Source organism: Pseudomonas sp. H1_F01 (assembly GCF_054681425.1).
Window position 1 is genome coordinate 4,688,192 of sequence record NZ_CP162823.1, and the last position, 14,774, is coordinate 4,702,965.

Consider the following 14,774-nt stretch of genomic DNA (forward strand, 5'->3'; position numbering starts at 1 on the left):
TTAGAGTTCCAGCAGGATCTGAGCACGGGGCCGTGAGCACAGGTGCAGCGGGTTGGATTGCGCTTCGCCGGCCACGCCCTTGTTGAACGGCAACGGCTCCAGCTTGCTGTAGTACGGAATGCCCTGGGTATTGACCGTTTCCATGTAGTCCGCCGGAGCGAACACCGAGATGTACAGGTCCGGCACGCCTTCAGGGACCAGCAGCGCCTTATCGTCGTGGACGAAGGCCACACCGGCCACCTTGCCACGGTAGCGCTCCCAGACGATGCCGCCGAACTCGAAACTCTCCCGAGCGTCACCTCTCAATGCCGCCGCTTGCTGCGTGGCGATGTAGGTTTCCTTGACCGACTTGTGAACGATCAGCTTGTTCCAGAAATTCTTGCCACAGAAGGCGCGGGAGCCGGTGCTGGTGACGCTGCCCAGCGCGTCCTCCTGCATGTCCAACGCCTCCCCGCACTTAACGCGCAGTTCGGTGCTCGGGTCGTTCAGCCCCATGGACAGTTTTTGTCGGGACACTCCGAAGGTGGCGTACAGGTCCAACAGAGGTGTCGAACCGTCGGCGTCCAGAATCAGGCCGTTGAGCGCGCCCATGCGCTGGAATTCGTGTGTGGCGTCCAACTGGCGGCGCGCTTTGGCAAGACGGGTATTCACGACGTCCTGTACCGCTTGCAACTCAGTACGGGTGCCAAACGCTCGGATGCCCTGGATCTCGTCGGCCTTGATGGTAAAGCGTTCCGGCAGGTGCACGGTGTTGAAAGGAATCATCTTGCGTTTGCTGGAACCGACGACCAGACCCGAAGTACCGCGCTCACCCGCAGGCACCAGGGCCAGGGTGTCGCCATCCTTCTCGATTTGCACTGTCAGGGTAGCAACACCCTCTTCTTGAAACAGGCCGAGGCTGCTGATGCGGCCCGGCAAATAGGGTTGTTCGTTGATTGCTGCGGTGAGCGCCGGTACGGCAAACGCTTCGTCGTCAAAAATGGCGAAATCGGCCATGGGTACACTCCAGAAATGAAAAAACCCGCCGGAGCGGGTTCAAAAAAGATTGTTTGTAGATCTATCCCTGACGCAGGGCTCGAATTGCATTGCCGATCCCATCGGCATTCAGGTCCAGTGTTTCCAAAGCAGTCGTGATGTTGTCCGCAACGTCCAACGAACCTCTATCAGCGACCCAGTTGGAAAGTTCTTCAACGGCAGCGCCAATTGCGTTCTGATTGATCAGCAATAGCTCCAGGGCGCTGGCTAGGGCTTCGTTGTGGTCTGGCATAGAAATCGTCCTTAGGGAAGTTTTCTCTCATGCTAGTTCAACCACTTTAACGAACGATCAAAAAATGCGCGGCGAGGGCCCTTTCCGCGTCAGGGTCCAGGCCGGTCAGATGGGCTTCGCTCACCTCCGCCAGACGCACCACGGCACGGGCTCGACGGACCACGTCGGATTCGCCAAGCGGGCCGAAGAGGATCGCCACGGCGGTTTGCGTGCCGTCTTCGGATGTCGGGTCGTAAGGGGCAAACTCGCCTGTGGCGGTGATCAGCCCGAGGACCTGCCCTGGGTTCAGGGCTGGGCCTGCCGCGACGTTGATCGCTTCACGCGAGATGTTCCCGGCACCCTCGGACAGGAGAAATTCTCCGGCGTGCATCGGTTCCAGTTTGATGGTCATGGTCTTGCTCCTTTCGAGGTATTCGCGCTACCTGACTGCGCCGCCTGACGGGCTGCCCAGATAGAGGTGGGGTCGGGTTGTTTGGCCTGGACCTTCGGGGCCGGGTCTGCGTTGAACGGTAGGCTGTTGTCGATCTCGAAGCCTTTGCCGCTGCCCACCAACTTGTCGAACAGACGCGCTCGAACCGAGGCGGCATCCAAACCGGCCGCGACGTACTCGGCGCTGAACTCGGGCAGTCGTGCGGCAACGCACAGATCGTTTACGGCCTTGGCGCGGGCCAAGCCCGCCAGGACGATGGCCTCGTTTTCAAGCTTGGTCGAGTTGAGCAACGGCTCAATCAGGTTGCTGATGCCGTCCGCCGTACAACGCTGGGTGATCATCAAGGCCAGCTTGGCCGAGTTCGCCACAGGAGACTCCTGGGGCGGATCAGTAGGTTCAGGCTCCAGCTCGATATCCGGCTCAGGTGGCTCGTCCAGTTGGGCAAGCAATTCAGCCGGGGCATGCTGGTAACGCTGCAGCACGGCGCCCTGCCCCAAACACGCCTTGACCTTCACCCCGTCGCCCACCTCATCGGCCAGCCCCAGGGCCACCGCTTCGTTGGCGGTCAACCAGGTCTCAGCTGCCACCAGACGCCGAAGCTCGGCTTCGTCGATGTCCGGCGCCTTGGCCTTGTAGGCCGCGATAATGGCCTCCATGGTTTGATCCAGGACGTCGGCCACCTTGCGGAAGTCTTCGGCGTCCCCTGCCGCGTAGGTCCATGGGTTGTGGATCATCAGCATGGCGTTGGAGGCGATGACCACACGGTGCGCCCCGCAGACCGCGACACTGGCCGCGCTGGCTGCCAAGGCATCGACCCGGCCGGTGCAACGCTCGCCCAAGCGGGACAACGCGTTGTGCATCGCCAGACCATCGAACAAATCGCCGCCGATGCTGTTGAATGCGGCGATAACCGGCGATACGCCGTCGTCCATGGCGCGCAGATCCTGCACGAACTGATTCGCCGTGATGCCCCAGGTGCCGATCTCGCCGTAGACGAACACCTCGATAACCCGCTCTTCGGCTTCGCCGTTCTCCTGCATGGCGTACCAGGTCTTGTCCTGGACGTTCACCCGCTGGCCGGCTCTGTTGTAAATGCGCGGAAGCGCTGGTTTGCTCATGGTTGCTCCTTGTCGTCAGTAACCTCGACGGCTTCGTGCGTGTTGTAGTTGAGGCCCAGCGCTTGGGCCCTTGCGTTGTCGGCTGCGTTTTCCGCGTCGACGGTTTCGGCGTCGTAACCGGTGCGGGTGACCATTTCGCTGCGTGAGGCGAAGCCGGCTTGTACTTCCATACGGCGGGCCTGCACATCCTGGACGGGCTGGATGTAGGCCCAGCCTTGCGGCACCCAGCGTGTGCGCAGGTATTCGCGGCGCCGTTTGGCGTAGTCGTCCAGCACCAAGGCACCGGACAGGACCGCCATGTCCATCCAGGCGGCACGGATCGGGCGGCAGAGCTGGTGCACATAAACGCCGAACTGAAGCTGTTCCAGGCGGCGCCGGAACTCGTTCAACACGACGCGCAACGCCCGGTCATTCACTTCACGCATGTCACCGGTGAGGATCTCGTACGGTGTGCCGGTGCCCGCCGCTGCGGCCATCAGTTGTTGGCGCATGAAGTCGGGGTAGTTATTGCCTGCGTCCGGCGGTTTGGAGAACTCAACCTCCTCTCCCGGCCCCAGCTCCTGCATGGTGCCGGGCTCCAGCGCGACCATGGGCGTGAAGCCGTCACGGTCAAAGCTCAGCGGCTCACCGGTAACGGGATCCCTTGGCACGGGGCCAGACTCCGGTGCCGGGCGGCTGATGAATCCGGCAAAGAGGTTTGCTACTTCCTGCCGGAACAGCACTGCGTCGTCATAATTATCCAGGCTACGCAGGCGCTTGAGTACGGGAGACAGGCGCGGTACACCGCGCAATTGCCCCGGCTCTACTGGTTCGAAGATGTGCAGCACCTGTGATGCCGGCACCCGTACCAATTGGTTGTAACCCGCGTTCAGCGATACGCCGTCGCGAGGGTGCGACAGGTACATCCAGTAGGCCACCCGCTTGCCCTCCGGATTGAACTCGATGCCAGCACGAATGGCGTTGCCGGTGCGCGTGGTCTCGAATTTGTCGTGGGGCACGAACTCCGGCGCAAGGATCTGCACCTGAAGCGGCACCGCCAGCCCCTCGTCCAGGCGGCGGGGTCGTAAGCGGACAAAGCATTCGCCGGAAGTCTCGACGGTGCGAGCGACCAGCGCCTGCTGCCCATAGAAGTCGGTGTGCTCATCGGCGTCCGACTCGTCCACCCAGTCATCCCAAAGCAGCTGCAGCAGCTTTCGAAGCGCGTTGTCTTCGGTGTTCGGCCTGGGCGTGATGCCCGTGCCGATCAAGTTGCTGACGCGTTTGTCGATGACGTTGAAGGCGTACGGGTCGTTGCGTACCGCAGCCCGCGACCGGCCGCGCAGGTTGCGCAGTGCCGGTGTGTTGATGCTGTTGATTCCGTTGTCGGGTGCATCCCAGCCAGTGGATCGGCGACCCTCTCCGGCGCCTTCGTAACTGGCCTTGATGTTCGACGGCAACAAGAATCCGCTACGGCTGAGCGTCGGATAGTGTCGGGCCATCAGACTCCTTTGCCTCCGTGATAAAGCCGGACTACGCGGGAGCGCGGCCCGGCCGAGTTGACCAGAGAGGTGCGGATCTCATCGCGGGCCTTGATCAGCTCGTCGACGGTGCGGTACTCCACGGTGCGGTCGGTGTAGCGCACGACTTTCTCACCGCGAGCGATGGCCGCCTCAACCGCGTCGAGGTGCTTCTGTGTAAAGGACATATCAGCGTCTCTTCAGATAGCCGCTGGTGGAGCTGCGGCGTTGAGGGGGTGGTGCAGCGGGTCGTGGTTGAGCCGCTTGAACGACAGGTTGTGGTGCGAGTTGGGGCATGGCCGCCGGAACAGGCTGAACGACTCGTTCGCCTTGCACGGGCTTGATCCCCAGCGCGTCATCGAACAACCCAGACTGCGCCAGGGCCTGGCGGACCCGCTCCCAGTCGTGCTCCTTGTAGCGGTTGATGCCCAGGTAATGCGCCATGGCAAGGCAGTACACCATCAGATCGAGGGCTTCGTTGCGCTCGGCCTTGCCCTTGACCCATTCAATGCGCTTGTGACCCCGCACATACCGGGCGACCTTACGTTCGGCCACGCACTGTGCGAAGAAGTCGTCCGGCAGGTCACTGGCAAAGTGCAACGCGCCTGGCCCGCTCTCGAACGGGTAGCGGTTGTAGATCCAGTCTTTCGCCGTGTCGGTACCGACAAACCACAGCTCGGCGCCGTTGCGTTCGGTCTGGCCCTTCCAGGTCACATCCACCATGGATGGCCGCTGGGCAATCACGGGCTTGCCGGGCTTGCTCGCGCCCTTGATGGCGAACACGTTTCGCCAGCGGCGCACGCGGCAGAACTGATAGACCTCATCGGTGTGATGGCCGCCGGAGTCGACAGCCGTCGCCAGAATGCCCAGGCCAACACCGCACGGATGCCGGTATTTGGCCTTGAGCAATTCGTCCAGCGCCGCCCAGGTGCGGTCGTCTGCCGGGTCGCCTGCGACAATCTGATAGTCAATGACCCAGCGCTCCATGCCAACGCCCCAGCCCATCGCCATGAACTCCAGGCGGTTGGCCTGGACGTCAACAGCGCCGGTGATCATGAGCACGCCGGCCGGCATCGAGCCGAGGGTGAAGTTTTCCAGGCGTGCCCGGTGCTTCAGGGTATCGGCCTTGGTTTGCTCCTGGGCGCTGTCCCACACCTTCGCCAAACGCGTGTTATAGAACACCTGCATCGGTTCAAGGTCGCCCTTGGCCTGGGCTTTTTTGGCCTTTTCGAACTGCTTGGCGAGGGACTTCCAGTCCATCCAGCCGAGCGGTGAATATAAGGCGTTGAGGGTGAACCCCACCGTCTCGCCGTCACCCTCGGCATGGGCGCGCCATTCGCCTTTGGCGAGCATCTCGGCCTTGTGGTACTCCTCGATCAGCACGTCACAATCAGGGCCCGCGCACTGGTAGTGCACCACGCTGAAGTCCCCCGAGTAGTGCAGGCGTTCCCATTCCAGGGTCTGCATGTGGCCGCAGGTCGGGCACGGCACGTAGTAGTGCCGCTGGTCGCTGCCCTCGAACAGGTCGGAGATCCGCGAGGCGCCCTTGATGGTTGGGGAACTGGAGAAGTAGAACTTCGCATTGCGACCGAACGTACTACCCCGCGTTTCCGCCAGCTCGATGGGGTCGCCCTCCTCGCCGATGTCCACTTCCCAACGGTCAATCTCGTCGCCGTAGACGTAGCGCGCCGACAGCTCCGAAAGGTTGGCCGCCGAGCCGGCTGTCGTGACGTACAGCGACCCGCCTTCGAACTCCTTGGTGTCCATGGTGTTGCGCGAGTCTCGCGAGCGGCTGGAGGCCACCCGTTCGCGCAGCACCGGCGTGGCCTTGATGGTCTTGCCAATCCGCGAGGAGACCCGCTTCGCCAAGCCCAGGCTCGGCAGCAACGTCAGGATGTTCGACGGCGCCATGTGGATCAGGCCGCCGATCCAGTTCAAGGCGATCTGGGTTTTCATCAACTGCGAGGCGACCATGGTCACCACGCGTTTGCAGGGGTGAGCCGGTGACAAGCAACGCATGGGTTCGCGGGCATACGGTGTACGCGCCGTGCGGTACTGGCCGGGCTCGGCGGCGCCGGTGTCACGCGGGATGCGCATGTATTCGTCGGCCCATACATCGATCCAGACATCCGGGTCGGGACGCAGCCCACGGAAATACGCCTCGCGGTACACCTCTGCACCGTCAGGGATTTCCGTGGGCATAGGCTCAACTCGTGTTCAGGGCGTGTTCAAGGTCCGCCGAGGACAGGCGCTCCGCGTCCTCCAGCGTGCGGCGCAATGCCGCCGTCAGGTGCTTTTCGATTTCCCAGGGGTCAGTCATGACCGCCAGCTCCGGCGCCAGTTGTGGCGGCATGCCGAACAGCTGATCGCGCAGGAGGCGGCCAGCGTTGTAGGCACCCAGTTTCACAGCGGGTAATGCGACCAGCGATCCCTTGGCTTTGTGCAGCTCGATTTCCGCGAGCTGGGCCAGGTTGTGCTCGCGCAGAGCGCGGGCTTTCTGGAAGTCGGGGAGCTGCCCCGCAGGGGTGTTCGCGGGCGGCGGCGCAGCCGTGCAAGTCGGCTCAACCGAGGTTGAAAGCTGGCCGTACACGTCACGCTGAATCCGGTCCTGCTGGTGACGCTCGGCAACGGCGGCTTTGCTCGGGTCGGCAGTGTCGCGAATCAACGCTTCGCTGGCCTGAACATCAACTTGTTTGCCGTCGGCACTGAGCACCAGCCGGTTATTGTTTTTCAACCAGGTGATGTAACTCGGTGCTCTGCCGATCCGGGCCGCGAAGGCGCTTTTCGACAGGTACTGTGGTTCTGTCATGAGCCCTCCTTTCAACGGCTTTTCAATGCAGACCTTTCAATTTCAATGGGTTGAATTTCAGTAAGCTGGCAACCCTTCCGCTAACGCTTTCCCGCGGGTTTGCGACCCCGTACCCCTGGAATGTTGCCAGGGTCCCCGGCGCCAAAATCACCCCTGCCCGCCAGCGCTGGGTGGTGCCTCTGCTACACCCAGCCGCTTGGCGGCCCAGCGTTCGTAAAGGCCGATGGCTACATCGGCGCCGGCCATCGCCGTCAGGCTTCCCAAGGCGCCTGCTGTCCAGAGCGACATGCCGGCGGCGATCATCAACATCATCGCCGACACCCCGCAGACAACGCAGCCACCGGACCGCAGTGCCAGGCGCCTCAACAACACCCAGCCCCGCGCCCCGTCCTTGTCGGCACGCCACATCTCCCCCGATACGCCGCCGACCAAGGCCAGAAGAATTACTAACCAGATCGGCATCTCTGCCAGTGCTTGCTGCTCGCTCGTCATTGCCCGCCCCTTAAACGCAAAAACCCGGCGCAAGGGCCGGGTTTGGTGTGTGGTGCCTGCCGCTTTATGCGGTCGCACCTATCGAAGATGAGTACTTTTTACAGGTCGATTCCGGTGGCAGCAAGCCTGTTTTAATGCCACCCGGTGAATGTCTGGTGAACGCCTAGGCAATGTCGGCGAATATCTTTATTTCGGCTTCCAGCGCCTGGGGCGCTGTCCTTCCTGTCCCACTATCTCGGGTCAAAGTAGGACAGCTACAGACGCCTAGAATCGGGGCCTGCCCCACTGTCCTACTTTATTTTCTATTCTCTCCCGTAAAGAGAAAAAGCTAAGAGCACGCGTGCGCGCCATGGGCGCGTATGCACTCCCGCTACGCTCACACATGGGCGGGACGTGCGGGAAGGTTGGACAGTAGGACAGACCAACAACAGCGCGGCCCGCGCTCGTCCAGCTGCATCAAACAACAGTGGGACAAGGCGAGCCGGTAGGACAGCCACAGACGCAGACAGGATCAAGCAGCGATCCCCATCAACAGCCCATAGATGCACAGGTGCGCGTCATGCAGGCGCTGGTAGTAGGTGTCACGCCCGCAGCTGCAATGGGCATACTTCAGGCGCATGTCGGTGTCTTGGTTGCAGTAGTGCTCTCGCACGATTTGCTCATGCACCGGATCGAGATGTTTGGTCACGATCAGCTCAATATCCAGAGAACCTTCCAAGGGCGCACGGAACGCCCGCCGGCCTCGAATCAGTTGCCCATTGCTCTCCATCATCATGGCAACCATGTTCCCACCGGCGAGCCCGCCTGCACTGAGGTCGCTATGCAGCTCCTCGGCCCATTTACGCAGCCGCGCATCGATTTCCTTAATCATCGAAACATGGCTCCTGAATCGGCTGGACTTTCAGGTTCGATGCTCCACCCCAATCTTTTGGCCTCTTGTAACCCCAGGGCCGGACGCCGCTCTTAGGCAATGCGGATAGCCGGACCTTACGCCAACCCAACCGGTGCATGATCGCCCCAACGCGCATCTGTTCAGGCTTGCCCCAATGTCCGTAGTCCAGCTTCAAAGCCCCAAGCAAAATGTCTGTGCCGGTCGCCGTCTCTCCAACCTGATACTCCTCGAGCCAAGTCAGAATGGGGCCTTCCCACTCATCCACCACAAAGCGCTCTTCCTGAGCTTCAGCGAACAGTGGCGCCTCCTCCCGGTTAACCCACCAGATATCGCCAGACTGATAGCAAAACATCGCCTCGGCCCACAGCTGGTCACGGATCTCGCGCAACTTATCAAGGTCCACCTTGGTACAAGCAACCGGCCAATATCGACGGTTGCCGGTGGCATCCTTTAGGTATTCATCCTGGTTAGTCGTACCCACGAAAACACACTGGCGTGGCACGTCCATCGTTCTGCGGCCATAGCTCTCGCGGTAAGTGTCCGTCGAGGCCGAGAAGAACTGCTTCGCCTTGGTGGACTCGGCCTTGTTGAAACTGTCCAGCTCCCCCAGCTCAACGATCCACTTGCCGCGTATCGCCTGAAACCCATCCTTGTCGCCCAAGGCGAAGGGGGTATCCATAAACCAGGCACCTCCCAGCACCGACATGGCCGTGGATTTACCGGCGCCCTGTGCGCCTTCGAGGATCATCACCGAGTCAGCCTTGCAGCCCGGCTGCATCACCCGACCGACCGCCGACACCATCCAGCGCTTACCGACCTTGGAGCTGTAATCCGTCGGGGCTACGCCCATGATGTCTGTCAACCAGGTGTCGAGCCGGGGTACCCGATCCCACTCCAAGCCATTGAGATAATCGCGTACCGGGTGAAAGGCATGGTCATGTGCAACAACACTGACAGCCTCAATAACGCTGCTCGCCTTGACCCGCAGGTTGTACTGTTGAGCGAGCCACTTCATGACCAGCATGTCATCAATGTCAGCCCAATCACCGACACCGCCGCCATACGGGGCAGCACGCAGCTTGACGATCTTGGAGCTGAACGCACTGAAGCCAATTACACCGGCCCAACGTTCGTCATTGCCAAGGATCAGCTCTACGTTTTGCATGTGCGCGATCAACATGCCGTTTTCCGTGCGGGCCAACTGGTCTTTCCAGCCACCCGCTGCAGGGGGCTTGACCACCGCCAGAACCTGGCGGCGCACCGCCTCCAATCCTTCAGCACAGTGCAGGTCGTTGAAGTCGGTCCACTTGTCCTCTCGCTCCCCCGAAAAGATAGGACCGACTACCTGACCCCCTACAACCGTTGCCGCGTTGTTGGCTTTCTCTTCACCTGGGTTCCAGGGCTCGCCATTCGGGCGCTTGGTTTTCCAGTCATCGTCCCGGCAGATGATGATTGGACGCCCCGGGAACCGCTCGCGCATTGCCTTGGCGACCATCATGAGGTTGCCCGCATCAAAGGCAATGGCGACCGTCAACGAGGTCGCCATGTGCAGGCTTGCACCGGTGGCGTAGCCCTCACATACCAGCACTGGCTCGCCCGGCTCAGGGTGCGGACCAATGAGGTGGAAGGCGCCTTCCTTCGCCATCCCATAGGGCCAGTAAGACTTGTCGCGGCCAGTGTCCTCTTGCTTCTCGGGAAATATCACTTGTAACCCGACGATCTGGTCCCGAGCGTTTTGCATGGGCACCAAAACCGCGCCGGAGCGCGGAGCATAACGAACGCCCAGGCCCACGATCTGCTTTCGATCCAGATAGGCGCTACGGCCCTTCTCGGGCATCCGCTTGAATAAACCAGCAGCACGGTTAGCCGCTCGACGGGCAGCGTTGGCAGCCTTCTCGGCGGCTTTGCGCTTGGCTTCCTCCTGACGAGCGCGCATGACTTCACGCTCTTCAGGCGTCATCCGGCCAGGTTTCACCTTGATCTTTTGCGTTTCCCCTGTACGCCAATCGCCGAACGCACCGAAGATCAGGGTTTCGCCCTTCTCGGTGTGGTGCTCGTGTAGAACGTACCAGCCGTTTTTCTCTTTGCCCTTATCCAGGGCGGTCTTGCATCGAGTCAGCTTGCCGTAAAGCAGTGGCTGCGCGGGCTCCAGACCGAAGTCCGCAAATTGATTCAGCACGTCATCGAGCATGACGAGCCTCCCGCATCTCATCGATGGACTGACAGTTCACACACTGAGTGCAGCCCTGCTGGGCCAGTCGCCGTGCCTCGGGGATCGGATCGTCACAGCTTTCACAGAACAACAACGAATGCCCAGGCAACGCCGGCTTGAACGCACTGCGAGCAGCAAGCGCCTGATCGATGCGCTCCTGCACCAAGTCATTGGCGAAATCAGCAATGTCAGCCACGGCTGTCACCCCGCGTTGTCTGGTTGACGTACGTGGCGCGGTTGAACAAGCCCAGCAGCCCCTGAATACCTCGAAACACCTGCAGGCGGATCGCGGCCAGCTCGTGATCGCTGACCACCCCATCACCAATGCTCTTGGCCCAGGTATCGGCCAGATCAGCCACCTGCCGGAAATACTCGGCGAGGCCAATGGTCAGGGTTTCCGGCATATCGGTGGTGTACACCTCGGACAGCTCATGCCAGATCGTATCGCCGACCAAGGCATGCACCGCATCCAGGATGCGTCTGTCCTTCGTCAGTTCGAGGATCTCGCCAAACTCTTGGATGTTCACCGAGTGACTGGGGTGCGTGGGGGACAGCTTGTGCTGCAGGGTGGTGGGGTTTCGGCCGGTGGTGGCGGCGATTGCAGCGGCGCCGCCCGGATAGTCCCGTGCGGCATGGTAAAGCGCCAGATCGAGCGGCAGGACTTCCCGCTGTGCTCGTTCGACGCAACTCAGAGCGATTCGGCTCATGGCATTAATCCTTAAAAGTTGCCAGTGCCGCGCGACATGCAGTGGTGATACATTTGCCGCGTGGCTTGAAAGGGCCCAAACGCCGGCTAGATCTTCGGGATCAACACCGGCACCGTGCCGGGGCGAACAATCCATTTGCTCACCCCTGGCGCAACAGCTGCCCAATCTGTGGTGGAAAAGGCAGCAACACCAAGGCTTCCGAGCCCTGGGAAAGCGCGATAAAGAGAGGTGGTTTGCATGTGGTGTGCCCGCCTACCTTTATCGCGACCCGACAGCGCTGTGGTGGTGCGTGTCGGGAGGAACTGGGCGACCTTTGGGTCGCCTTTTTTCTAGTTATGCTGCTTTTTGTCGTACAGATTCCTCAAGCAGCCATGTCGCTTCAAATGAATTGCCCTCTCGCATTGCAACATCAGCCAACAGCACCGCATATTGCGTTTCACCGGTGTAATCGGTTCGAGGCAAACGACCCGCTAAACGCCACTTGTTCAAAGCTTGGTAGCTTCGTCCACAGACCTTTGCAGCGACTCCGATACCACCAACAGCCTCGAACGCAAATGCTATGGGGTTAGAAAAATTGTCAGGATCCAACATGGCCACCTCACTTATCAACTCACGGTTGATATTAAACATCAACTGACTATTTAGCAACCTTTCTGGCACTCTCAACTCATGGTTGATAAAAATGCAATCCGCGCAGCTTTCAGCGAGCGCCTACACGAAGCCCTCGACGATTTCGGCGTACGTAGCCGGGGCCGTGGCGTGGATATTCATCGTCAATTGAAAGCCAAAGGTGTTGAAAAGACGCCGCAAGCCATCAGTAAGTGGCTTAATGGCGAAGCAATACCCGAAGCGGATAGCATGTCAACGCTCTGCTCATGGCTTGGGGTGCGCAGGGAATGGATGGAATATGGCGTACACCCTAAAAAACCCGAGTCCTACCATGATCAAGGCGGACTAGGGTCAGGGAAAGAGAGCAATGTCAGCGAGATCAAACAGCGTTTTGGCAAGGTACCGCTGATCTCCTGGGTTCAAGCGGGGGCTTGGTGTGAAATCATTACAAATTTTGAGGTTCATGAACCAGATTCCTGGCTATCTTGTCCTGTTCCAATTAGCGCTCAAGGCTACGCATTAAAAGTTCTAGGCGATTCAATGACGAATCCTGGTCCCGGACGTAGTTATCCTACTGGCTGTATTATTTTTGTTGATCCCGAAGCAGAAACAAAGACGGGAGACAGAGTAATAGCCAGATTACCGCGGACAAATGAAGCAACATTTAAAGTCCTGGTGGAGGATGCTGGTCGAAAATTTTTAAAACCCATAAATCCACAATATCCTATTATAGAATTGACCGAAGAAACCCACATTTGCGGAAAAGTCGTAGGTTCATTCACTCCAGAATAATCAACATCAAGTAACTTCAATTAAATTAAAAACGTCGTACCCTCCTTCGGGTTTACGCTTAAAATCGCCAATTTGGACTTTAAAACCTTTGCTTACTATCTGTTGGATAATCTGATCAATATATTCAACATTTTGAGCAAAACTCCCCAACCCCAGCATTTGCTTGCCTAAACCAGTCAAAGGATATCCAGTCAACTCTAAAGTCACACTGTCATCCACATGCGTGACTACTAATAATTTCTTATTACATTCGATTAAACGTAGCCACGACTTATCTGAACAGGTCACTTTCCTGTGAATACCGCCACCAGCTACACCACTTAAGATTCCTAACGCATCAAGCTCCAAAATTTCGCCAAAAGAGAAATATTCCTTCCAAGATGGCTCGAGCATAATCAGGCCGTCCACAACAATTCCGCCGAGCCTTTCAATAAGTTTGGCTTCAGACTGCTCCAGACTTCTCAAAAACTCCATGCATCTTAGCGAGTAACTACCAGGAGCCTTAACCTCTCCTGCAAGCAACTGCCCCCAAAGTCGCTGCATATCTTCAGTATGAACATCACTAGCATAATCCCTCCAGCGATAAATCCAGTCCTCCCCAACGTGCTCATCAGAGCAACACTCATCCCCATCATTAATTATTTTCTCCTCAGCATGGAGAATAGCTTGGGCTAGGTTTAACTCTTTTCGAACTGTATGGTATGAGGTTTGCGAAGAGGTCTGCTCGATCAAGGCTGCCATATTAACTGTAGGTTCGATTCTGGATTGACCTTCACACTTAGCTTTCTCAGAAGAAAAATCCAACCGAAGCTTGAAGTCAGAAAGATTTTTAGCTCCAGAAGTAATTTCCTCTGCGTCACGTGCCGCTTGAGCCAAGGACAATATCTCAGCTCTTTTAAGCTCTATCTCAACTAGCCCTTCGCGCCTTTTCTGGAAGGGACGTAGCCAGCCACCAATTGCCTTCTCGGTTAACGTTTCCCACAGCCGGATCGATAATTTCTCCCCTGGGATCTCCATTGCCGCTCTCCTTACCCACCGATGCAACCGATAGAAAAACTCTTTTCGCACTAGCCTTGAAAATACAGGCCTTTTGACACCAAGACAAATATCAACCTATGGTTGTTGACATATAGCAACTGATAGTTGATATTCCATCTCACTCTCCACCACAGAGCGAGGCAAAACCATGCACACCACAGCATCCCTGCACATCCATCCGGCCGTTGCCGACCCATCCCGAATCTTCGAAGTCAGGCGCTTGGCCCGCAGTCACGGCTGCACCTTCATTCCATCTAAACCCAAGCCACAGGCCCGTATCGCACCGATTTCATTCGATCCAAACGACGGAGGACGGGCGGCATGAGCAAATTCAAGATCGACAACCGCACACTGACCTTACTCAGCGCCCAAGGGAACCTCAGCGGGACTTTCAACCACACCCTACGGTCAATGCCTCGACGCGATGTACTGGCGTTTCGGTTGAAGGTTGAACGCAACAAGGCGGACAGCACCTTCACCATTGAGCTGGGCTCAGAGCGCCACACGTTGACTCTGCCTAACACCAAGAGAACTCACTTGAAGCTGGCCGACTTCATTGAGGAGATCGTCAATGGTCCTTTTGACCAGACTGGCGAACCGCATCCGGTACGACATGCTGAGCGCGAGTACGGCGCTTTCAGTGCCCAGCAGCGCGAACAAGTTTCCAGACTGATTTACACGGGCGGATTTATCGACCTGGACCTGGGCTTTGAACTGCCGATTCGGCTCGCCGTGCACAGGACACGGACACGCTCGGGCATCACCGTAGTCATGAGCATCGGCGTCAAAAGCCCGCGTACCAAGTGCTTCACCGTGTACGGCACCGACGCCGAGATGTACGAGCAGGTTTGCGAATCCATCAACCACCTGGCAGCGCTGGCGACACCCGCCGCGCACGCCGCTTAGGAGGGC

General features: G+C 58.8%; 17 protein-coding genes. 2 read left to right on the plus strand and 15 right to left on the minus strand.

Annotation, left to right across the window (positions count from 1 at the left end; genetic code table 11):
• From AB4O09_RS21160 to AB4O09_RS21225, 14 genes are all read right to left on the minus strand, one after another.
• Window positions 1-996: a major capsid protein gene (locus AB4O09_RS21160; protein WP_460107471.1), complete on the minus strand. Its 996-nt coding sequence runs from the start codon at window positions 994-996 to the stop codon at window positions 1-3.
• 61 nt (window positions 997-1,057) lie between these two features.
• Complete coding sequence (locus tag AB4O09_RS21165) at window positions 1,058-1,267, minus strand: hypothetical protein (protein ID WP_053124071.1); 210 nt, start codon at window positions 1,265-1,267, stop codon at window positions 1,058-1,060.
• Between the two features lie 46 nt (window positions 1,268-1,313).
• Window positions 1,314-1,658 carry a head decoration protein gene (locus AB4O09_RS21170; RefSeq protein WP_081352401.1) on the minus strand — a complete coding sequence of 115 codons (345 nt, stop codon included), beginning with the start codon at window positions 1,656-1,658 and terminating at the stop codon, window positions 1,314-1,316.
• Window positions 1,655-2,815 (minus strand): head maturation protease, ClpP-related, encoded by a 1,161-nt coding sequence (locus tag AB4O09_RS21175; RefSeq protein ID WP_460107474.1) that lies wholly within the window; start codon window positions 2,813-2,815, stop codon window positions 1,655-1,657. Before AB4O09_RS21175 ends, AB4O09_RS21170 begins: the two co-directional genes overlap by 4 nt.
• Window positions 2,812-4,293, minus strand: a complete 1,482-nt coding sequence (locus AB4O09_RS21180) for a phage portal protein (protein WP_460107476.1) — start codon at window positions 4,291-4,293, stop codon at window positions 2,812-2,814. The genes AB4O09_RS21175 and AB4O09_RS21180 overlap by 4 nt, the downstream gene beginning before the upstream one ends.
• Complete coding sequence (locus AB4O09_RS21185; protein WP_014339651.1) at window positions 4,293-4,499, minus strand: phage head-tail joining protein; 207 nt, start codon at window positions 4,497-4,499, stop codon at window positions 4,293-4,295. Before AB4O09_RS21185 ends, AB4O09_RS21180 begins: the two co-directional genes overlap by 1 nt.
• Window position 4,500: 1 nt before the next feature.
• Entirely contained in the window at window positions 4,501-6,513 is a 2,013-nt protein-coding gene (locus AB4O09_RS21190; protein ID WP_460107477.1) for a phage terminase large subunit family protein, read from the minus strand.
• 4 nt (window positions 6,514-6,517) lie between these two features.
• A complete protein-coding gene (locus AB4O09_RS21195) occupies window positions 6,518-7,120 on the minus strand; it encodes a hypothetical protein (protein WP_014339653.1) in 603 nt (200 codons plus the stop codon).
• Between the two features lie 147 nt (window positions 7,121-7,267).
• Entirely contained in the window at window positions 7,268-7,612 is a 345-nt protein-coding gene (locus AB4O09_RS21200; RefSeq protein ID WP_014339654.1) for a phage holin family protein, read from the minus strand.
• Window positions 7,613-8,123: 511 nt separating this feature from the next.
• Window positions 8,124-8,483, minus strand: a complete 360-nt coding sequence (locus tag AB4O09_RS21205; protein WP_014339655.1) for a PA0613 family protein — start codon at window positions 8,481-8,483, stop codon at window positions 8,124-8,126.
• Window positions 8,476-10,695 (minus strand): VapE domain-containing protein, encoded by a 2,220-nt coding sequence (locus tag AB4O09_RS21210; protein WP_460107480.1) that lies wholly within the window; start codon window positions 10,693-10,695, stop codon window positions 8,476-8,478. Before AB4O09_RS21210 ends, AB4O09_RS21205 begins: the two co-directional genes overlap by 8 nt.
• Window positions 10,685-10,912 carry a TraR/DksA family transcriptional regulator gene (locus AB4O09_RS21215; RefSeq protein WP_014339657.1) on the minus strand — a complete coding sequence of 76 codons (228 nt, stop codon included), beginning with the start codon at window positions 10,910-10,912 and terminating at the stop codon, window positions 10,685-10,687. The genes AB4O09_RS21210 and AB4O09_RS21215 overlap by 11 nt, the downstream gene beginning before the upstream one ends.
• Entirely contained in the window at window positions 10,905-11,423 is a 519-nt protein-coding gene (locus tag AB4O09_RS21220) for a phage regulatory CII family protein (protein WP_200835882.1), read from the minus strand. The genes AB4O09_RS21215 and AB4O09_RS21220 overlap by 8 nt, the downstream gene beginning before the upstream one ends.
• Before the next feature lie 333 nt (window positions 11,424-11,756).
• Window positions 11,757-12,083: a hypothetical protein gene (locus AB4O09_RS21225; RefSeq protein WP_460107483.1), complete on the minus strand. Its 327-nt coding sequence runs from the start codon at window positions 12,081-12,083 to the stop codon at window positions 11,757-11,759.
• Window positions 12,084-12,092: 9 nt separating this feature from the next.
• On the opposite strand from AB4O09_RS21225, the gene AB4O09_RS21230 reads away from it, so the two are divergent.
• Window positions 12,093-12,824, plus strand: a complete 732-nt coding sequence (locus AB4O09_RS21230; protein WP_460107485.1) for a LexA family protein — start codon at window positions 12,093-12,095, stop codon at window positions 12,822-12,824.
• Window positions 12,825-12,830: 6 nt separating this feature from the next.
• Here AB4O09_RS21230 and AB4O09_RS21235 read toward each other — a convergent pair whose 3' ends face one another.
• Complete coding sequence (locus AB4O09_RS21235) at window positions 12,831-13,841, minus strand: DUF2806 domain-containing protein (RefSeq protein WP_460107487.1); 1,011 nt, start codon at window positions 13,839-13,841, stop codon at window positions 12,831-12,833.
• Between the two features lie 342 nt (window positions 13,842-14,183).
• Here AB4O09_RS21235 and AB4O09_RS21240 point away from each other — a divergent pair, with 342 nt between their 5' ends.
• Window positions 14,184-14,768, plus strand: coding sequence for a hypothetical protein (locus AB4O09_RS21240; RefSeq protein WP_460107489.1), 585 nt, complete (start codon window positions 14,184-14,186; stop codon window positions 14,766-14,768).
• The last annotated feature ends 6 nt before the right edge of the window (window positions 14,769-14,774 follow it).